This is a genomic window from Marivivens sp. ABH4_498 (assembly GCF_056160585.1).
In genome coordinates this window covers 505722-525939 of record NZ_JBSWXL010000003.1, presented here as the reverse complement: position 1 = coordinate 525939, position 20218 = coordinate 505722, and the positions used below count along the sequence as shown (strand labels likewise).

The 20218-nt window shown below is 55.9% G+C and carries 20 protein-coding genes; 6 read left to right on the top strand and 14 right to left on the bottom strand.

Annotated elements, in window-relative coordinates; genetic code table 11:
• Positions 1-26 precede the first annotated feature (26 nt).
• On the top strand, positions 27-533 hold the full coding sequence (locus ACXAGA_RS09980; protein ID WP_475117326.1) for a DUF2244 domain-containing protein: 507 nt from the start codon (positions 27-29) through the stop codon (positions 531-533).
• 39 nt (positions 534-572) lie between these two features.
• On the opposite strand, the gene ACXAGA_RS09975 is transcribed toward ACXAGA_RS09980, so the two are convergent.
• Entirely contained in the window at positions 573-1025 is a 453-nt protein-coding gene (locus ACXAGA_RS09975) for a GatB/YqeY domain-containing protein (RefSeq protein WP_475117325.1), read from the bottom strand.
• 155 nt (positions 1026-1180) lie between these two features.
• On the opposite strand from ACXAGA_RS09975, the gene carA reads away from it, so the two are divergent.
• Positions 1181-2341 carry a glutamine-hydrolyzing carbamoyl-phosphate synthase small subunit gene (carA, locus tag ACXAGA_RS09970; RefSeq protein ID WP_475117324.1) on the top strand — a complete coding sequence of 387 codons (1161 nt, stop codon included), beginning with the start codon at positions 1181-1183 and terminating at the stop codon, positions 2339-2341.
• A gap of 193 nt (positions 2342-2534) precedes the next feature.
• A complete protein-coding gene (locus ACXAGA_RS09965; RefSeq protein ID WP_475117323.1) occupies positions 2535-4250 on the top strand; it encodes a glycosyltransferase in 1716 nt (571 codons plus the stop codon).
• On the opposite strand, the gene ACXAGA_RS09960 is transcribed toward ACXAGA_RS09965, so the two are convergent.
• Positions 4247-4894 carry a GntR family transcriptional regulator gene (locus ACXAGA_RS09960; RefSeq protein ID WP_086450069.1) on the bottom strand — a complete coding sequence of 216 codons (648 nt, stop codon included), beginning with the start codon at positions 4892-4894 and terminating at the stop codon, positions 4247-4249. The genes ACXAGA_RS09965 and ACXAGA_RS09960 overlap by 4 nt on opposite strands.
• 99 nt (positions 4895-4993) lie before the next feature.
• On the opposite strand from ACXAGA_RS09960, the gene ACXAGA_RS09955 reads away from it, so the two are divergent.
• Together ACXAGA_RS09955 and ACXAGA_RS09950 are read left to right on the top strand one after the other, a co-directional pair.
• Positions 4994-5638, top strand: a complete 645-nt coding sequence (locus ACXAGA_RS09955) for a pyrimidine 5'-nucleotidase (RefSeq protein WP_475117322.1) — start codon at positions 4994-4996, stop codon at positions 5636-5638.
• A 41-nt stretch (positions 5639-5679) separates the two neighbouring features.
• Positions 5680-6879 (top strand): UbiH/UbiF family hydroxylase, encoded by a 1200-nt coding sequence (locus ACXAGA_RS09950; RefSeq protein WP_475117321.1) that lies wholly within the window; start codon positions 5680-5682, stop codon positions 6877-6879.
• A 3-nt stretch (positions 6880-6882) separates the two neighbouring features.
• Here the strand turns inward: ACXAGA_RS09950 and ACXAGA_RS09945 are convergent, their stop codons facing one another.
• The 3 genes from ACXAGA_RS09945 to ACXAGA_RS09935 all read right to left on the bottom strand — a co-directional run bounded on the left by ACXAGA_RS09945 (position 6883) and on the right by ACXAGA_RS09935 (position 8392).
• Positions 6883-7422 carry a hypothetical protein gene (locus ACXAGA_RS09945; protein WP_475117320.1) on the bottom strand — a complete coding sequence of 180 codons (540 nt, stop codon included), beginning with the start codon at positions 7420-7422 and terminating at the stop codon, positions 6883-6885.
• A gap of 62 nt (positions 7423-7484) precedes the next feature.
• Positions 7485-7940 carry an Lrp/AsnC family transcriptional regulator gene (locus tag ACXAGA_RS09940; RefSeq protein WP_475117319.1) on the bottom strand — a complete coding sequence of 152 codons (456 nt, stop codon included), beginning with the start codon at positions 7938-7940 and terminating at the stop codon, positions 7485-7487.
• On the bottom strand, positions 7937-8392 hold the full coding sequence (locus ACXAGA_RS09935) for an Lrp/AsnC family transcriptional regulator (protein ID WP_475117363.1): 456 nt from the start codon (positions 8390-8392) through the stop codon (positions 7937-7939). Before ACXAGA_RS09935 ends, ACXAGA_RS09940 begins: the two co-directional genes overlap by 4 nt.
• A 137-nt stretch (positions 8393-8529) precedes the next feature.
• On the opposite strand from ACXAGA_RS09935, the gene ilvC reads away from it, so the two are divergent.
• On the top strand, positions 8530-9552 hold the full coding sequence (gene ilvC / locus ACXAGA_RS09930) for a ketol-acid reductoisomerase (protein WP_475117318.1): 1023 nt from the start codon (positions 8530-8532) through the stop codon (positions 9550-9552).
• 69 nt (positions 9553-9621) lie between these two features.
• On the opposite strand, the gene ACXAGA_RS09925 is transcribed toward ilvC, so the two are convergent.
• From ACXAGA_RS09925 to ACXAGA_RS09885, 9 genes are all read right to left on the bottom strand, one after another.
• Positions 9622-9762 carry a hypothetical protein gene (locus ACXAGA_RS09925; protein ID WP_475117317.1) on the bottom strand — a complete coding sequence of 47 codons (141 nt, stop codon included), beginning with the start codon at positions 9760-9762 and terminating at the stop codon, positions 9622-9624.
• Between the two features lie 100 nt (positions 9763-9862).
• Positions 9863-11206: a phosphoglucosamine mutase gene (glmM, locus tag ACXAGA_RS09920; protein ID WP_475117316.1), complete on the bottom strand. Its 1344-nt coding sequence runs from the start codon at positions 11204-11206 to the stop codon at positions 9863-9865.
• Positions 11196-12182, bottom strand: coding sequence for a dihydropteroate synthase (gene folP / locus ACXAGA_RS09915; protein ID WP_475117315.1), 987 nt, complete (start codon positions 12180-12182; stop codon positions 11196-11198). The genes glmM and folP overlap by 11 nt, the downstream gene beginning before the upstream one ends.
• A gap of 26 nt (positions 12183-12208) precedes the next feature.
• Positions 12209-13129, bottom strand: coding sequence for a dihydroneopterin aldolase (locus tag ACXAGA_RS09910; protein ID WP_475117314.1), 921 nt, complete (start codon positions 13127-13129; stop codon positions 12209-12211).
• A 90-nt stretch (positions 13130-13219) separates the two neighbouring features.
• Positions 13220-13876 carry a cell wall hydrolase gene (locus tag ACXAGA_RS09905; protein WP_475117313.1) on the bottom strand — a complete coding sequence of 219 codons (657 nt, stop codon included), beginning with the start codon at positions 13874-13876 and terminating at the stop codon, positions 13220-13222.
• A gap of 173 nt (positions 13877-14049) precedes the next feature.
• A complete protein-coding gene (locus ACXAGA_RS09900) occupies positions 14050-16551 on the bottom strand; it encodes a putative PEP-binding protein (protein WP_475117362.1) in 2502 nt (833 codons plus the stop codon).
• A gap of 125 nt (positions 16552-16676) precedes the next feature.
• Positions 16677-18737, bottom strand: a complete 2061-nt coding sequence (glyS, locus tag ACXAGA_RS09895) for a glycine--tRNA ligase subunit beta (RefSeq protein WP_475117312.1) — start codon at positions 18735-18737, stop codon at positions 16677-16679.
• Positions 18737-19270: a DUF6446 family protein gene (locus tag ACXAGA_RS09890; protein WP_475117311.1), complete on the bottom strand. Its 534-nt coding sequence runs from the start codon at positions 19268-19270 to the stop codon at positions 18737-18739. Before ACXAGA_RS09890 ends, glyS begins: the two co-directional genes overlap by 1 nt.
• Positions 19267-20199: a glycine--tRNA ligase subunit alpha gene (locus ACXAGA_RS09885; RefSeq protein WP_475117310.1), complete on the bottom strand. Its 933-nt coding sequence runs from the start codon at positions 20197-20199 to the stop codon at positions 19267-19269. The genes ACXAGA_RS09890 and ACXAGA_RS09885 overlap by 4 nt, the downstream gene beginning before the upstream one ends.
• Positions 20200-20218: the final 19 nt, after the last annotated feature.

Here is a 20218-nt window from a genome sequence, read left to right as displayed (position 1 = left end):
ATCAGCGAACAGACCAGACGACACTGATGCCTTATGAATGGATAGACCCCGTTGACGGCGATATGCCGCCTCGTGCCGAACTACATCTTTGGCCCTACCGCAGTTTGCCGAAAACCGGATTTGTCCGGTTCATAGGCATTACCGCGATTATGTTCCTGTTCCCGATCAGCGCCGTTTTGGGCACCCCTGTTCTGTGGGGTCTGCTGCCGTTCATCCTGCTGGTGACATGGGCCATCTGGGCAGCCATTCAGCGCAGCTACCGCGATGGTGATATTCTGGAAATTCTGCGCATCTGGGACGAAGAGGTCATCCTAACCCGCGCCTCGCATAAACAGCCCCTACAGACGTGGACCGCGAATCCCTATTGGGTGCGCGTGACCCAGCACGACACCGGCGGCCCAGTACCGCATTATCTAACGCTCAAAGGTAAATCAGTGCGCGAGGTCGAAATCGGGAGTTTTCTATCTGCCGAAGAACGCCAGCAATTGTTCAGTGAATTGAACGTCGTGCTTCATAGTCCGCAATCGAACTAAGCTAGCGGCCCGCCCATTGATACGGACGGGCCAAAATTGTTAACCCAGTTTGGATTTAACCATTGGGCCGACAGCGCCAAAATCCATTTGGCCTGTGTATTTGGCTTTCAGCTCGCCCATGACTTTGCCCATGTCACGGATCGATTCTGCGCCCACTTCGGCGATGGCTGCGTCGATGGCTGCGGACACTTCGTCCTCATTCAACTGGCGTGGCAGGAAATCTTCGATCACCTTGATTTCGGCGCGTTCTTTTTCAGCCAGCTCCAGACGGCCTGCCTCTTCATATTGGCGGGCGCTTTCTAGGCGCTGTTTGACCATCTTACCCAAGATCGCCAGAATTTCGTCGTTAGTGATGTCTTTTTCATCACCTTCACCGCGGGCCGCGATTTCGCGGTCCTTGATCGCAGCATTGATCAAACGCAAGGTCGACAAACGCCCCGCGTCTTTCGCCTTCATCGCTTCTTTCAAAGCAGCATTTAGCCGGTCGCGCATGATATCCCCATCCGGTTGCGAACGTTAACAGCGCCCAGCTTTACCCTTAGATCGAATTAGGGGCAACCTTCGCGATGCATTGTTAGGTTACGCCTTGACCCTATGTCGTGACCTGCCTAATACCGCATCAATTTGGCCAAATAGGAGTCGCTGTCATGCCGCACGGAACGAACGAAAAACCGACCGCTTGTCTTGCTTTGGCTGACGGCACGCTGTTTTACGGCAAAGGATTTGGCGCACCGGGTATGACGACCGCCGAACTTTGCTTTAACACGGCGATGACAGGCTATCAGGAAATCATGACCGACCCGTCCTACGCGGGTCAGATCGTCACCTTTACCTTCCCGCATATCGGCAACACCGGCGTCACCGCCGAAGACGACGAAACCAACGAACCGGTTTCGGCTGGCATGGTTGTGAAATGGGATCCGACAGAACCATCCAACTGGCGTTCGACCGAAGAACTGACCGTTTGGCTGGAACGCAAAGGCCGCATCGGTATCGGCGGTATCGACACCCGCCGCCTGACCCGCGCGATCCGCCAACAAGGCGCGCCGCACGTTGCGCTGGCCTATGATCCCGAAGGCAACTTTGACGCCGAAAAACTGGTAGCCGCCGCACGCGGTTTCAAAGGTTTGGTTGGTCTGGATCTGGCCAAAGATGTCACCTGCGCGCAGTCCTACAAATGGAACGAAATGCGTTGGGCATGGCCTGATGGCTATGCGCCGAACCTTGCGCCTAAACACAAAGTCGTCGCTGTCGATTTCGGCGCAAAACGCAACATCCTGCGCTGTCTGGCATCCGCTGGCTGTGACGTGACCGTTCTGCCTGCAACCGCAACTGCCGAGGAAGTTCTGGCACATAACCCAGATGGCGTATTCCTGTCGAACGGCCCTGGCGACCCCGCGGCAACTGGCGAATACGCGGTTCCGATGATCAAACAGGTTTTGGAAACCACTGATCTGCCTGTTTTCGGTATCTGTCTGGGCCACCAAATGCTGGCGCTGGCACTGGGCGCGAAAACCGTGAAAATGAACCACGGTCACCACGGCGCGAACCACCCTGTCAAAGACCACGACACGGGCAAGGTTGAAATCACATCGATGAACCACGGCTTTACCGTGGACAGCCAGTCGCTGCCTGAAAACGTTGTGGAAACCCACGTGTCGCTGTTTGACGGATCGAACTGTGGTATCCGCATGGCCGACCGCCCTGTGTTCTCGGTTCAATACCACCCAGAAGCATCGCCAGGCCCTCAGGACAGCTTCTATCTGTTTGAACGTTTTGCTGACGCAATGGACGCTCGCAAAGCGTAACCGTTAACGCGGCATTAACCAAAGTTATCGAAACTCCTGATCCGCAAGGGTCGGGAGTTTTCTTTTGCAACACGTCGATTGGACCGCAGTAAAGTCCGCCAGTCAGGCAGGGCCATCAACAGCACTGGGTCGGGAACTTTTACGTCGCGGTTTTGGATCAGCGACCCGTATTTGCGATATTGAAAGCCGCGCAATGCGAAACGGCGATCATGTCCCCAGCGCCCTGCGCCGCGATCTATCTGTTCCTGCGTCCGTGTTCGCCGATATCCAGTCGGCGCTTTATCAATCGAACCGAATTGATCTGAAAAAGGCACCGCCCGATCCGCGCCTTTTGTCCGACTTTGGCGTTTTAAACTGCCTAACCCGCGGGATTATGCCGTGGCGGCGCATATCGGGCGAAGTCGTTGTTCTAACCGCCAAACCCGAAGAATTCGCCGACCACATTGCGGATTTGACTGCAACCTTTGGCCCTGTGCGCATGACCATCTGTCCGTTGGCAGATATCGAACGGGCACTCTGCGTCAGCGGCGTCGAAGAACTGCGGCTCGCCGCCGAAACAAAGGTTGCAGCCGATCAAAGCTGCCGCGATTGGAATACGCGCCGCGCCGGCCTGATCTTGGGCATCTGTGCCGCGATTTTTGCCGTCTTATTGTCGATTTGGCCCACGTGGACGGCATTTGCATGTATCGCTTTTCCCATATTTTGGACCTGCGTGAATACGGCACTCAAGGCACTGACGTTACTGGGCAAACCGCCGGACTATTTACCGTTGGCGCCGATCCGATTGCCCGAAAAGCTGCCTATCGTGACCGTCATGCTGCCGATGTACCGAGAAAGCGAAATCGCAACGCGGTTGATTGATCGGATATCCGCGTTGGATTACCCGCCCGAATTGTTGGATGTGTGCCTTTTGTTGGAAGAGGACGATTTCATGACGCGGTTGGCGCTAGATTCGGCCAACCTGCCCCGATTTATGCGCGCGATCATCGTTCCCCACGGCGCGCTTAAGACAAAGCCGAGGGCCATGAACTATGGTTTGAATTTCGCACGAGGTTCGATTGTTGGGATCTACGACGCCGAAGATGCCCCAGAAACCCATCAGATCAAACGCATCGTATCAACATTCGCGCAATGCAGCAGTCGGGTGGCCTGCCTGCAAGGACGATTAGATTTCTACAACGCGCGCACCAACTGGATGTCGCGCTGTTTTACGATGGAATATGCCACGTGGTTTCGGGTCATTTTGCCCGGATTGGAACGGCTCGGTTTGGTCATCCCTTTGGGCGGGACCACTTTGTTTTTCCGTAAACGTATTTTGGAAAATTTGGGCGGGTGGGATGCCCATAACGTCACCGAAGACGCGGATCTGGGCATTCGATTGGCCCGCGCGGGCTATGAAACGCGGATCGTCCGCACCACAACATTCGAAGAGGCAAATTGCCGGCCGTGGCCTTGGGTCAAACAACGATCACGCTGGCTAAAGGGTTATGCCATCACCTATGGCGTTCACATGCGGCGGCCCGGTCGATTGTTGCGCGATCTGGGCCTGCGGAAATTTCTGGGCCTTCAGGTGCAGTTTCTAGGCGCGTTGTGCCAATTTGTGACGGCGCCTTTGCTGTGGTCGCTTTGGCTGATCCCGTTTGGTATTTGGCACCCTGTTTCTGCCGTCCTGCCAGACGCTGCAATTACGGCCCTAGCGTGGATATTTGTTGCCTGCGAAGCCGTGAATATCATCGCAGCATGGCGCGGCATCAATGCCGCTGATCGCAAATGGCTAGCGGTCTGGATACCGACCCTGCATTTCTATTTCCCCCTTGCATCGCTGGCGGCCTACAAAGGGTTATGGGAACTGCTGCACAGCCCATTCTACTGGGATAAAACCAGCCACGGAATTTTCGACAAACACTAGGCTTCGTCGGCCACGGCATCCAATTTCAGACGAGTCACAAAGGCCTTTGAAATGTGATCGCGCAATGCTTTGTCGGCGGCGTCACCGTTGCCTTCTTCGATGGCGCGGACGATTGCATCGTGTTCCGCCAATGCATCATCCCCGCGCCCATCAGCCGCCAAAGACGTGGTTGCCAATAGCGCCATGGATCGATGCACCAAATCCAGCTGCTGCACCAAAAAACGGTTGTGCGATGCCAAATGGATCTGTTTGTGGAACCGTTTATTTGCCCGCGCCAACGCCGCTGGATCACCCAATAGACTGCGGTCGGCTTCAACCATGTCGCGCAAAACGCGCACTTCTTCGGGGGTTGCGTGGCGTGCGGCCAATCGGGCGGCTAGGCCCTCTAACTCTCCGCGAACGACATATAGTTCCGCCATTTGTGTGTGATCCAGCGACGCAACGATCAAAGACCGACCGTCACGGGTCAAAAGACTCTGGGTTTCCAGACGTTGCAGCGCCTCGCGGATGGGCGTGCGCGACATGCCAAAACGATCCGCTAGGTCGCTTTCCACCAGACGATCGCCTGGTTTGTAAATATGGCTATCAATGGCCTCGAGGATCAGTTGATAGGCGTCTTTTTGCGGGGATTTCGGATCTAGCATGTCTATCTTCATCAATTTAATCGCCACACCCTACTCGGGTATGCGCAACAATCAACCCAAACAGTTGCGTTTGCGTCATTCTGTATCTACCAAATAGCTATGTTTGCTGCATCTTTTTCACATGTCCGCGTCTGGGTTTTCGATCTGGATCACACATTATATCCACCGGATTCCGCATTATTTTCGCAAATCGAAGTCAAAATGACCCAATACATTTGCGACCAATTGGGCATGGACCCTGACGCGGCGAACGAACTGCGGCACAAATACTGGAAAACATACGGCACCACGCTGAACGGGTTGATGCGCGAACACTATGTCGATCCCGACCCGTTTCTGGAACAAGTTCACCAGATCGATTTTTCGCACCTAGTGCCCGCGCCGGATCTGGCTACAAATATCGCGGCCCTGCCCGGCCGAAAAATCGTCTACACCAACGGCACGCGCCCCTATGCGCACCAAGTGTTAAAGGCGCGCGGCCTTACCGATGTGTTCGACGCGGTCTATGGCGTTGAACATGCCGGCTACCGCCCCAAACCGGATCAAGCCGCGTTTGAAGCCGTTTTTGCATTGGACGGTGTGGCCCCCGAAAAAGGCGCGTTTTTCGAAGACGATGTTCGCAATCTGTCGGTGCCACATGCGATGGGAATGCGCACTGTGCTGGTTGGCCCACATCCCGACCCTGCCCCGCACATTCATCACCACACAAATGACTTGGCGGATTTTCTGTCGCAGGTCGTCTGACCACCCTTTCCCCAGCCCGCAGACAGGCCTATGTCTGAGGTATGGAAAGAATTACCCCAGACGTAGTGATCGCAGGTGGTGGCGTTGCAGGTTTGTCCTGCGCTGCTGCTTTTGGAACGGCCGGATTTTCGGTTCTATGCGTGGACCCAACACCGCCCGTGACGGATGTTAACAGCGATGGCACTGACCACCGCACCACGGCCTTTTTCCAAGGGTCGCAACAGTTTTTGGCAGATGCGGGTATCTGGAACCATCTGGCGGAACACGCCGCCGCACTGCAAGTCATGCGGATCGTTGATGCTGGCGGCGTCGACCCCGACCCGCGCGTGATCAAAGATTTCGACGCCTCGGACATTTCCGACCTGCCGTTTGGGTGGAACCTGCCGAACTGGTTGCTGCGACGTGAAATGGTTGCGCGATTGGCTGAATTGCCCAACGTCGATTTCCGCGCAGGGGTCGGTTTCAAATCGATGACCACGCGCATCGGCGAAGCCATCGTAATGCTAACCGACGGCACCCAAGCGCGCTGCAAACTGGTGATCGGTGCCGATGGACGAAACTCTGCGGTGCGCCAAGCCGCTGGAATTGACGCTAAAACTACGCGTTACGGTCAAAAGGCGGTTGTGTTCGCCGTCACCCATGACCAGCCGCACAACAATGTATCGACCGAAGTTCACCGTTCGGGCGGGCCGTTCACATTGGTGCCTTTGCCCGATCTGGATGGAAAACCGCGGTCCGCTGTTGTTTGGATGGAACATGGACCGACCGCTGTGGACATTCGCGATATGCCAGAGGCAGAATTCAATGCCGCCGCAACCACGCGATCTGCGGGGGTCTATGGCGATTTGGCGTTGTGCAGCAAACGACAAGCTTGGCCCATCATTTCCCAAATCGCCGATCGCCTGACCGCGCAGCGTACCGCATTGGTCGCAGAGGCAGCCCATGTCGTCCCCCCAATTGGCGCCCAAGGTTTAAACATGTCGATGGGCGATATGACCTGCCTGTTGGAGTTGGCAAAGGCCGATCCCGAAAATATCGGCAGCCCCAAAATGCTGGACGAATACCAACGCCGCCGCCATTCCGAAATCGCACTGCGTGTCCGCGGCGTAGATGCGCTGAACCGCGCATCTATCGCTGGCGCCCAAGGCATCCGCGATTTGCGGGCCAAGGCTGTTGAAACGCTGTATTCGGTTAAACCCGTGCGCAAGGCGCTGATGGAAATGGGCCTAGGCGCGCGATAGCGCCTAGTGCATCCGCCCCATCATCTGTTCGTGAACGGCTTGCATACCGCGTGCGGCCATGTCCGACACTTCGGCGGCGTGGATGTGCATTGCTTCTACCAGTTCTGGATCGTCCGAGGTCTGCACAACAACGATACCGTCATCCGTCACATCAATCGTCGTTTCGATCTTTTCTGACCGTTCGAAAAAGATGTCCAAGGTCGGGCTTTGGATGAAAATCTGGGGGTCGTCTTTGGCGTCAACACGTCCAATCATGCCAACGACATGACTGACCAATGCGTCCATCACTTCGGTGTCGGAACTAGACGTCACGGTGCGGATACCGTTGGGCAGATTTTCAACCGTGCGCGATAGCGTGTTGAATCTATTGAACATGATCGCCAGCTCTTCGCTTTCGTGCGGTGCCGCATTCCGCCCCTGTAGACCCGGCATGCCGCGCATGTCGTGCACCAGATGCCCGTTTTCATCTGTTGCATGCCCATGCATCTGCGCAACTGCAGGCGTTGCCATAGAAAGGATAGCAGCGAATAAGGCGAATTTCATGGGACCTCCAATATTTCGGCGGACCATAGCAGAGCCCTAAAACATTACAACTTACAAATATGTTACAGGGGCCCAGGCAACCTTTCTTCGGTCAGCAACACGTTCGCTTCGACGTTGCCAACCCCGGGCAAGGTCATAATGCGCCGCCGCAGGACCCGTTCAAAATCGGCAATATCCGTTGCGACCACACGCAGGCGATAGTCATACAATCCCAACACATGCTCGACTGTTTGCACCTCGCGGATTGCGGACACTGCCCGTTCGAAATCCTCTAGACTCACGCGGCCCTTTGCAGCCAGTTTAACGCCCAGAAAAACGGTCACGCCAAATCCCAGCTTTTCTTTGTCCAACACAACGCGGCGTCCTGCGATCACGCCAGCGTCCTGTAACCTTTTGATCCGGCGCCACATTGCGGGCTGAGACATCCCGAAACGACGCCCCAGCTGACTAGCGGATTGCGCCGCATCCCGTTGCATGGCCCGCAGGATATCGCGGTCAATATCATCCAGACCGATCATACAGGCAGCACTTCTTCGCGTTTGAGGGTGGCAATGGTCAGCAATGATTCCAGTTCCGCAATATGTGGCAGAGTTAGAACCTGATCGCGATAGATTGCCTGCCAATGGGCCAAATCACGGGCGACGATGTGCAACCGAACGTCCACGCGGCCCAAAAACGTTTGGATCTCTATGACTTCGGGCACCTGACGGGCTGCGTCCATGAAATCATCAAACGCGCGCGGGACCGTTTTATCTAATGTGCACCGCAAGGATACCGCGACCGCGAACCCCAGCGCCGTCCAGTCTATAATGGCTTCTTGCCCTAACAGGATGCCTGCTTCGCGCAGCTTTTCAATCCTGCGGGTCAAACGACCAGTTGTCAGGCCACAGGCCTCTGCCAAATCAGGCAGCGGCATTTCAGGATCAGCCTGCATCAGGCGCAGTATTCGTCGATCAACATCATCAAGCATGAAATTCACAATAATTCATCCACACGCGAATAACTATCCCGAAATCTCCAGAAAAATTATTAAAACAACCATCGCCATTCTGCCCCAGCATCCCTATTCTGCGCCCAATTGAAACGCTAACAGTAAGGACCGCCAAAATGCGCGTTTATTACGATCAAGACTGCGACGTTAACCTGATCAAGGAAATGAAAGTCGCTATTCTGGGCTACGGTTCGCAAGGCCACGCACACGCACTGAACCTGCGTGACTCCGGCGCGAAAAACGTTGTTATCGCTCTGCGCGAAGGTTCCCCATCGGCGAAAAAAGCCGAAGGCGAAGGCCTGGCAGTTATGGGTATCGCAGAAGCAGCAGCATGGTGTGACGTGATCATGTTCACCATGCCAGACGAACTGCAGGCAGACACCTACAACAAATACGTCAAAGACAACCTGAAAGAAGGCGCAGCGATCGCTTTCGCTCACGGTCTGAACATCCACTTTGGTCTGATCGAAGCGCCAGCAGGCGTTGACGTGATCATGATGGCGCCAAAAGGCCCAGGTCACACCGTTCGCGGCGAATACACCAAAGGCGGCGGCGTTCCTTGCCTGGTCGCTGTTCACCAGGACGCAACCGGCAAAGCGCTGGAAATCGGTAAATCCTACTGCTCCGCTATCGGCGGCGGTCGTTCGGGCATCATCGAAACCAACTTCCGCGAAGAATGTGAAACCGACCTGTTCGGCGAACAAGCTGTTCTGTGCGGCGGTCTGGTTGAACTGATCCGTTGTGGTTTCGAAACTCTGGTCGAAGCTGGCTACGCACCAGAAATGGCCTACTTCGAATGTCTGCACGAAGTGAAGCTGATCGTAGACCTGATCTACGAAGGCGGCATCGCGAACATGGACTACTCGATCTCGAACACTGCTGAATACGGTCAGTACGTCACCGGCCCACGCATTCTGCCATACGAGCAGACCAAAGCAGCAATGAAAGCCGTTCTGGAAGACATCCAGCAGGGCAAATTCGTTCGCGACTTTATGCTGGAAAACGCTGTTGGTCAGCCAACCATCAAAGCGTCCCGCCGTGCAAACGACGAACACATGATCGAAGAAACCGGTGCAAAACTGCGCGAAATGATGCCTTGGATCTCCAAAGGCAAAATGGTCGACAAAGCGAAAAACTAATTTGGTTTTGGCGGGCACTGCCCGCCAGCTACCGAAACGAAAAGCGCCCCGAATTTCGGGGCGCTTTTTTTAACGTTCACGATTTTTATTCAAGGCCTGAAACGGAATGATCCGAACATTCGGATCATACACTTCTTTCTCCCACCGATTGTCTTCGCCTTTGCGAACCAGACCGGCCAAAGATCGCCCATACTCAATCAAAGAAATCATTACCCACCTCGTGAAGCACCATTTACACAATCACAGGGTAACTGAACCGACCGAAATAGCAGCCGCCTCAGATGGGTAATCTCATTTCCAAAAGAATAGATCAGGCGACCTTTTGAATAACGTCGACGATGCCATCCACCACCAAACCTAGCAGATTGTCATCTTCGCATTCCGCCATGACGCGAATCAAAGGTTCTGTTCCCGATTTACGGATGAGCAGTCGTCCCTGTCCTGTCAGTTTGTTTTCCGCATCAGAAATGGCTTTTTGCACCTCTGCGTTGTCCAGTGGGTCCACTCCGCTTCCATAGCGCACATTTTTCAACATTTGCGGAACAGTATCAAAGACTTGGGTCAATTCGCTGGCTTTTTTGCCGGTACAGACCATTGCAGCCAGAAATTGCAGACCCGCCAGCAGACCATCGCCCGTTGTCGCGTAATCGGTCATTACAATGTGACCCGATTGTTCGCCGCCCAGGTTGAATCCGCCCTGACGCATACGTTCCACAACATAGCGATCGCCGACTTTTGTCCGCTCTAACGATAGCCCGCGACCATCTAGAAAACGTTCCAGCCCCAGATTGGACATCACGGTTGCGACCAATGCGCCGCCCTTGAGCCGACCTTCGGTTGCCCAACGGTCTGCCATCAGGGCCATGATCTGATCGCCATCCGCCACGCGGCCGTTTTCATCGATGATCATCACACGGTCCGCATCGCCATCCAGACAAATGCCAACATCCGCCCCATGGCTGACAATGGTTTCAGCCGCCGTGCGCGGTGCGGTCGATCCGCAGTTTTCATTGATATTATAGCCGTTCGGATTGGTCCCGACCGTTACAACATCCGCGCCCAATTCCCACAGCACTTCGGGGGCGACACGGTGCGCGGCGCCATTGGCGCAATCGATGACAACCTTTAGCCCCTTTAGATCAACGCCCGCAGGAAGCGTGGATTTCACACGTTCGGCGTAACGGAAACGGCCATCGTCAATACGGCGCGCACGTCCGATGTTGATCGCCTGTGCGGGCTGAATATCGGAAAACACCATCTCTTCGATTTCAGCCTCGGCTTCGTCCGACAGTTTAAAACCGTCAGGGCCAAAGAATTTGATCCCGTTGTCGTGGTGCGGGTTGTGGCTCGCTGAAATCATAATACCCAGATCGGCACGCATCGAAGTCGTGAGCATACCAACAGCAGGCGTTGGCACAGGGCCCAGCAATAGCGCGTTCATACCCGTGCTGGTCAAACCGGCGGTCAGCGCATTTTCAAACATATATCCAGACAAACGTGTGTCTTTGCCGATCACTACGCGGTGGCCGTTTGATCCGTCGTTGCGGAAATAACGCCCAGCCGCCGCGCCAATTTTCAGCGCCATATCAGCGGTCATTGGATACTGGTTTGCGGTCCCGCGCACACCATCAGTACCGAAAAGCTTACGAGTCATGCCCTACCCCATTTACTGCGAACATCAGGCTTAGCGCCTGTTTGGTCTCTAATGTATCATGAACGCGCACAATCTGCACGCCGTGGCGAATGCCGTCCAACGCCACAGACACCGATCCGGGCGCCCTTTGGGCAGCATCCTGCGCATTGGATATTTCACCAATGAAACGTTTGCGGCTGGCCCCCAATAAAATCGGGCAGCCCAACGTGTGAAACAGCGATAACCTGCGCAGCAGCGCCAAATTGTGGCCCGTCGTTTTGCCAAAACCAATGCCGGGGTCCGTGATGATCCGCGAACGATCCACACCGGCTGCGACTGCGGCATCAATGCGGGCCGCCAAATAATCATACACATCCAGCAAAACATCGTCATAGCGAGGGTCATTCTGCATGACCTCTGGCAAACCCTGCGCGTGCATCAAACAGATCGGCAATTGGGTTTGCGCCGCGACGGTCGACATATCGGGATCGAATTCCATGGCCGACACGTCATTCAGGATCGCCGCGCCTGCCTTTGCCGCAGCGTTAGCGACGGGGGCCTTGCGCGTATCAATCGACACCACAGTCCCCGACCCCGCCACGCGGGCAACGATACCTTGGGTGCGTGCAATTTCCTGTTCGACCTCTACCTCGGCTGCGCCGGGTCGCGTGCTTTCGCCGCCGATATCGATGATGCTTGCGCCGTGTTCCACCATGGCCGTGGCTTGGGCCAGTGCGGCAGCTGGCGCATCGAATTTCCCACCATCACTAAAACTATCGGGCGTCACGTTTAGGATGCCCATAATCTGCGGCTGCGCCATCGACAGCCCTGCGATGTCAGCGCGCGGTTCGGTCATTGTGTCCAGCGCCCATTGGGGAACGTCACAGACCGATACGATCTGGGATTGGCCGCCGCGTTCCAATACTTCGACCCGATCAAACCAGCACCAGCCGCCAGCGATCATCAACGCACCTTTGGGGCGCGCAGGATCAATCATGGGTATAGGTCGAAAGTATTGCGTCGTCATACGACGTCTATAGTGCCAACTTTTACTGACCGCACGGGGAGTTTTGTCTGCGGCGCGTCATCACCAATCAGCAACAATTCGGCGGCTTCCATATGTTCGGCGAACCACGCACATAGTGCGACCGCGTCATCAGGCCCTGCCGAAGGGCTTTCGACGGCATCCAAAACAATCTTGGACGGTGCCCAGACACAAATCTGATCGTGCTTCATCGCCCAATCCAATTCGGTGCGCGTACCAACAACCATACAGCGCTTGTCACGCCCCGCCAAAACCCAAGCATTCTGTTCAATCGCCAGCAAATCGATGCGACGCTGCGCAAGTGCAGCCCCCGCACGCGGCGCAGAGGTATCAGCAGCGCCAACACAAATGATCAACGGCATAGGATCGGCGGCCAGCTGATCGATCCATGTTTTCAAATCGTCAGATGCGATCGCGGCGTTGGATAGGTAAACGACACGCGGATGCGGGATTTGAACGTGATCCTGACCTTGCTTGGCAACTTCGCCTTTGGCGCGGACAATTTCGACGCCCAATGCAAACGGACCACGATCCAGTTTTTCGATCCGCACAAAAACGCGCTGCGCCAATGGTTCGGACAAAATACGTTCGGCAACCCGCGCAGCCAGCGTTTCCAACAGATTGATCCGTTCAGCGCCCAGTTCGATCTGAATGGATTCTGTGATGGTGTCGTATGACAGAATTCGGTCAACGTCGTCATCAATGTCACCCGTTTGCGGGGCGACTTCGACCACGACATTAAACCGCACGCGTTGCAGATGGCCGCGCTCCTGTTGAAACGCACCGATTTCGACCTCAACGACATAGTCGCTTAGGGAAATGCGGTCGCACGGCTGGGTCGCGCTGGCTTCGGCGCGTTCGGCGGGATGGGCAAAAGCCATGCGGATATCGTTGTTCATGGTCGCTCTTTCATCTGTCGTGTCCCCGCATACTAGCTGAGGGACAAAGGAACAAGCGACCAGCCGCGGCCAAATCTTTTTTGAAAACGACTAGCCGTTAGACGCAGTTCTGACCGGCTGACGGTAGAACAAGTGCGAATCAATCGCGGCGGTGCGGGTAAAGACACGCGCCCACGATGGGTTCACTGCACGGGTGTGATAGTGAGTCGCGCCATTGGTCAATTCGCGCGGTGCACCGTCGATCAACATACGGGCAATTTTGCCGACGCGTGCCCATGCGCGGGGTTCGTTGATCACCTCGGCATGACCATCACAGGTATAGGTAAATTGGCAGGCGTAGCGGCGGCCTGTGCCTTGGTTCACCACATCGCACACGGTGTCAGGAAAACGGGCACTGTCGACACGGTTCAAAATGACTTCGCCAACAGCGAACATACCGCGCACGGATTCGCCACGTGCCTCAAAATAAAGGGCTTCTGCCAAACATTCCCACTGGGAACCGCCAGAGGCCTCTGGCATCGACGCGATATTTTCGTGGTCGTACAGATTACGTGGAACCGTCTGAATATCGCGATCAGCGGGCGATGGAATGGTCGTCAAAAACGCCAATTGTACCGAAGGGACTTCTTGAACTTCAGCGGTGTATTCGCCCAGCAAAGACGAGAGACGCACAGAGGTCAGATCGTTCGCCGACACGAAAGTGCCAGCCGATACAAAACAAAAAACCGCCGCGGCGGTCTTGGTCATTTTCTTGACGATCGAATGCAACATCGTCCAACTCCGGATACACGCGGTTTGCCCCACGCTAGCGGGCGGGGTGTTACAAGATTTTCACAAATAGAGTCCACCCACCTTTTTGTAGCACCGACTACACAAATGGGTGTTTAGTTGTGTCTACCGCATACAATCCTAGGTTTTGGTTAACGCAATTCGGCCCGAGCGTCCGAAATTGCCAGCTGCGCTGCCGACAGCCGCGCGGCAGGCACGCGGAACGGTGAACAGGACACGTAATTGAAATTTTGCTTACGGCAAAAATCAATCGCAGACCGGCTGCCGCCGTGTTCACCGCAAATGGACAAGACGACATCGGGGCGTCCTGCGCGGCCTCTTTCCGCGCCCATTTTCAACAATTCGCCGACGCCATCGACGTCCAATGTGTGAAACGGATCTTCTTCGTAGACATGCGCATTGACATAGGCCGACATGAAACGGCCAGCGTCATCGCGCGACAACCCATAGGTCATCTGGGTCAAATCGTTTGTACCAAAGGACAAGAATGCAGCGTATTGCGCGATATCTTCGGCGCGCAATGCCGCGCGCGGCGTTTCAACCATGACGCCGTAGCGATAGTTGAATTGAACGCCTGTCTCTGCGCGGACGTGGCCAGCAACAGCGTCAATGCGCGCTTTGACCAATTCGACCTCGCGCATGGCGCTGACCAGAGGGATCATAATTTCAGGCACAACGGGGGCGCCGGAACGGCTGGCCTCGACGGTTGCTTCGAAAATAGCGCGCGCCTGCATGTCATAGATTTCAGGATAGGTCAGACCCAAACGCACCCCGCGCATCCCCAGCATGGGGTTGTATTCTGACAATGCTTCGACCCGCGCGTGGACTTCGGACAGGGGCAAAGACAATTGTTCAGCCAATTCGCGATGGCCCGATTTATCTGCAGGCAAAAATTCGTGCAAAGGCGGGTCAAACAGGCGAATACAGACCGGCTGCCCCTGCATGATATGGAACAATTCCGCAAAATCCCCCCGTTGCATCGGCAACAGGCGATCCAGAACAGCTTGGCGATCTGTGACCGTATCCGCGAAAATCATTTCACGCATCATGCCCAGACGGTCACCTTCAAAGAACATATGTTCCGTGCGGCACAGCCCAATTCCTTGCGCCATAAAATTGCGCGCCGTCTGCGCGTCCGTGGGTGTATCGGCGTTGGCACGCACACCGATGTCGCGGTATTGGTCCGCCCACTGCAGCAATTGCTGGAACGCACCATCCAGTGCAGGTTCGACCAATGGCGCAGCCCCAGCCAGAACGTCACCAGAGCTCCCATCGACGGTGATCATGTCACCTTCGTTGAATTTCCGACCATCTGGCGCGATCAGGCGTTTCCCCTTGCGATCAATCACCAGATCAGAGGCCCCAACCACGCATGGCAGGCCCAAACCACGGCCAATCACCGCAGCATGGCTGGTGATACCGCCGCGCACCGTCACAACAGCCGCTGCCGCGTGCATGCCGCGGATATCTTCGGGGGTGGTTTCGCGGCGCACCAGAATGCAGGGCTCTGACCGCGCTGCGCTGGCTTGCGCTTCGTTCGCGGTGAACACGATACGACCCACCGCTGCGCCGGGGCTGGCAGCGATGCCGCGCACGATACGATCACGCGGCGACACGCTGTCCACCTGACGGTGCAACAGTTCGGACAAAACGGCGGGATCAACGCGCATGACGGCTTCGTCCGTCGGGATCACTTTATCCTCGGCCAATGCCACAGCGATACGCACGGATGCCCGATTAGAGCGCTGCACGCGCACAGCGTCCAAAATGTGTAACTGACCGTTTTCAATGGTGAATTCGATCTGCATTTCTTCGCGCAAACGGGTGCGGCAGACATCGCCGTATGTGCGCAACTGTTCAAAGACTTCGGGCAGTTCTTCTTCGACCGAAGGACCACGCCCGTCTTTGCACAGGAACAACGCGCCCTTGGCAACCGACAGCGCATCACGGCCCTGACTTTGGCTTAGGTATCGGCCTTTGATACGGCGTTCGCCTGTGACGTCATCGACAAACTGGATAACTCCCGACCCTGAAGTGCCCTCACCAACACCCAGCGCCATAGACTGCACGACAAGCCCCAGACCTGCATCTGCAGGCGCACCTTTGGCCTGACGCAGCAAACGGGCGGTCGTGCCATCCCATGCCCGCGCCATCGACCGCAGCACCTGACCCAACTGTTCGGCAGGGTCTTGGGGGAATACTTCGTCCGTTTCGTATTCATACGCATCCAGCATAACCCGAAGCGATTCTTCGGTCGGGGTGTCTGGCAGGTGGAACGGTTCGGGATCCAGACGCGCGACTTGGACCGCATAGGACTGAATAAACCGCAGATATATCGACGTCGCGGCATCAGCCCCCAGGCTTTCGACCAGTTGACCGTACCGGATATCGTTCATTCCGATGTTCAAAATCGCCGACGGCCCGCCCCAATCGGGGTCTTGGCTGCTGGGACGCACCGATAGCAACGGGTTTGCCCCAAACGGGTCTAAAATCCCAGCCATATCAGGCATTTGGCCGCGCGCGATTTCACGCACCGCTGCGAAAGACAACGCCACAGTTGTGGGCACAGGCATGTCCAGACGGATCAATCGCTGCAAACATTTCGCACGGCCACCATGGACCGAAGGCGACATTGCCGCAGTGGGTGTGATCAGCGTAACCGGATCAAATCGTTTTTCTTGCTGCACTGCGGCATCTCCTTGCTGCGGTTCACTTTAGACAAAGCGACAATCGCAGCAAGGGGGGAAAGGCGTAATTCTTAGCCTTCGATGCGGGAAATATCCGCGACCGACAAACAGATCGTGCGGATGCGCGACAACAGGTTCAAACGGTTGCGACGGATGATTTCGTTGTCCGAATTCACCTGCACCGCGTCAAAGAACCCGTCGATGGGCGCGCGCAGCGATGCCATAGCCGCCATGGCCGCACCGAAATCTTCGGCGGTCATGGCTGGGGTGATCTCTGCTTCGGCTTTGTCCAGCGCTGCGAACAGCGCCTTTTCTTCGTCGCCTTCGGCAAATTTCACGTCTGCACCGAAAGAATATTCGACGCCGTCTTTTTCTTCGGCTTGGGCCAGAATGTTGGACGCGCGTTTGTAGCCTTGGATCAGGTTTTCGCCGTCTTCGGTCGCCATGAAATCCTGCAACGCGCGGGCGCGTTTCACCAGCAGGGTCATGTCGTCGTTCCCCGGCATCGCCAGACAGGCATCGATCACGTCGTGACGGATACCCTGATCACGCAGGAACACCTTTAGACGGTCGTGGAAGAACGACAAAAGGTCAGCCGCATCGGCATCCGCGTTCGCAGCGCCGAAATATTCGGTCAGCGAAAGGGGCAGATCGTTTTCCAAAATCAAACGGATCACACCCAGCGCCGCGCGGCGCAGGGCGAATGGGTCTTTGGACCCCGTTGGTTTTTCGTCGATCGCCCAGAAACCTGTCAGCGTGTCGATTTTATCGGCCAACGCGACAGCGACCGAAACAGGGTCGGTCGGCACGTCGTCCGATGGACCCAAGGGGCTACGGTGATCGCGGCAAGCGTCTGCGACAGCGTCGGACAGATTTGCACTTTTCGCGTAATAACGGCCCATGATGCCCTGTAATTCAGGGAATTCGTATACCATTTCCGATGACAGGTCGCATTTCGCCACTTTGGCGGCCAGCTCTGCTTCAGCTCCGTCTGCACCAACAACTGGGGCCACTTTGGACACCAGCGCCGCGATGCGCGCGATGCGTTCGGCCTCCGATCCCAGTTTGTTGTGGAATGTCACGTTGGCCAATGGGGCGCCCATTGCTTCGAACCCGTTGCGTTCAACGGTGCGCAGGTCATTGTTCCAGAAGAACAGCGCATCCGACAGACGTGCCGACAGAACCTTTTGGTTGCCCGCAAGGATCGTCGCGCCGTTATCTGCGGTTTCATTGTTCGCAACTGTGATGAATTTTTCAATACGACCCGTTTTCGGATTCCGAACCGAGAAGAATTTCTGGTGCTCTTTCATCGAGGTTTGCAGAACCTCGGGCGGCAGGCCAAGGAACTGATCATCGATCGAACCCATCAGAACCACAGGCCATTCAACCAGACCGGATACTTCGGCCAACAGGCCTTTGTCTTCGACAACTTCCAAACCAGCGGCAAAGGCCATGTTGGTCGCGTCATGCCAGATGTGATCGGCGCGTTCATCTGCACGCAGAACCACGCGGGCCTGTTTCAGTTTGGATTCGTAATCGTCGAAATTGTTGACCAAGATTTCGCCCGACGACAGGAAACGGTGACCACGGGTGGTTTTGCCCGATTTGATGCCGTCGATGTCCAATTCGACAACTTCGTTGCCGTCATCCGTGGTCAGCAGGCAAATGATCGAATGCAGCGGACGCACCCAACGCAGCGGGCCCGCGCCCCAGCGCATGGATTTCGGCCATGGGAAATTGCGAACGGTTTTTTCCAGAACCTCTGCGATCACGTCCGCCGCTTTGCGGCCCGGTTTTTCGATCACAGCAAAATAGGCTTGGCCTTTTTTCACATCGCGAATTTCCAGCTGATCTTTGGTCAGGCCAGTGGACCGCAAGAAACCCTCTAGCGCCTTATCAGGGGCCGAGGTTGCGGGACCTTTGCGTTCTTCGCGGACGGGTTTGGATTCAGCCAGCAGATCGTCAATCGACAGGGTCAAACGGCGCGGAGTCGCAAATGCAGCGGCACCTGCGTAGGTCAGGCCTGCGTCCACCAGACCATCGGTGACCATTTTGCGCAGATCATCGGCGGCTTTGGCCTGCATGCGCGCTGGGATTTCTTCAGAGAATAATTCGATTAGCAGGTTTGGCATTAGTTGCCCCCCTCTGGTGCGGGTTCGCAGCCCGATGGCAGCGGATCACCCTGAAATTTCGCTTCGCCACATGCGTTGATCTGTGCCCAGACATAGCCATTACCGGCCTGATCAAACGCCACAACGCGGTCGATACCGTATTGAATGTTTTCGGTTCCCAAGAATGCGATCATCTCGCCACTTTCAATCGCTTCGCCTATGGTGCGGGCGTCATAGCAATCGAACCAACCAGGGCCGTTCAGCGGTTCTGCGGCATCGTAGATTTCATAGGTATCGGTCAAAGTACCCAAGCTGATCGGCGTTGAAAAACACGCACGGAACCGGATGGGGGAACTTTCACTATCGATGGCCTGAAAATCATTCGTCAGGATCGGTTCGGGCAGCCCCGTGATGGCCGAGGTCAATTCGACCTGACCGAAATCAGCGGCGTCTACGCGGTCATAGAACGCGTAGACCTGATTGTAATACATCAGACCGCCCGCCGCTGCGGCGGACACAACGATTGCCGTGATTGCCATTTGAACCGGTTTCATTCCGCAGCCTCTGGCACGTAGCCGCCTGCCTCGGTCTGAACAAAGGCGTCAGCGCATAGTTTCGCCAGCGCGCGCACGCGGCCAATATAAGCCTGACGTTCGGTGACAGAAATCACGCCGCGCGCGTCCAGCAGGTTGAACAGGTGCGATGCTTTGATGCACTGGTCATAGGCAGGGTGCGCCATGACGATCCGTTTGCCGGTTTTCGGATCAACGGCTGGGTTGTCCAGAATGCGTTGGCATTCGGCCTCTGCGTCGATGAAATGCTGCAACAACTGATCGGTGTCTGCCACATCAAAGTTGTGGCGCGAATATTCTTCTTCGGTTTGGCGGAAGATATCACCGTATTTCAGCGCGATTGGCGATTCAGGATCGTTGAACGGCATGTCCATCACGTGATCCACGCCCAACACATACATCGCCAGACGTTCCAGACCATAGGTCAATTCGCCCGATACAGGTTTACAGTCGTGGCCGCCAACCTGTTGAAAATAGGTGAACTGCGACACTTCCATGCCGTCACACCAGACTTCCCAGCCCAGGCCCCATGCGCCCAGCGTCGGGGATTCCCAGTCGTCTTCGACGAAACGGATGTCATGCAGGGAACTGTCGATGCCAATCGCCTCTAGCGACCCCAGATAGAGGTCCTGCAGATCAGGCGGCGATGGTTTGATCAGCACCTGATATTGGTAATAGTGCTGCAAACGGTTCGGGTTTTCACCATAACGACCATCGGTCGGACGGCGCGACGGCTGAACATAGGCTGCGGCCCATGCACGGTCACCCAGCGAACGCAGAGTCGTTGCAGGGTGGAACGTGCCAGCGCCGACCTCCATATCGTAGGGTTGCAGCACTGCGCATCCTTTTGCTGCCCAGTAATTCTGGAGTCGCAGGATGATCTCTTGGAAAGAACGGGGTTTATCGGCCATGGTCGCCCTCTTTTCGGTT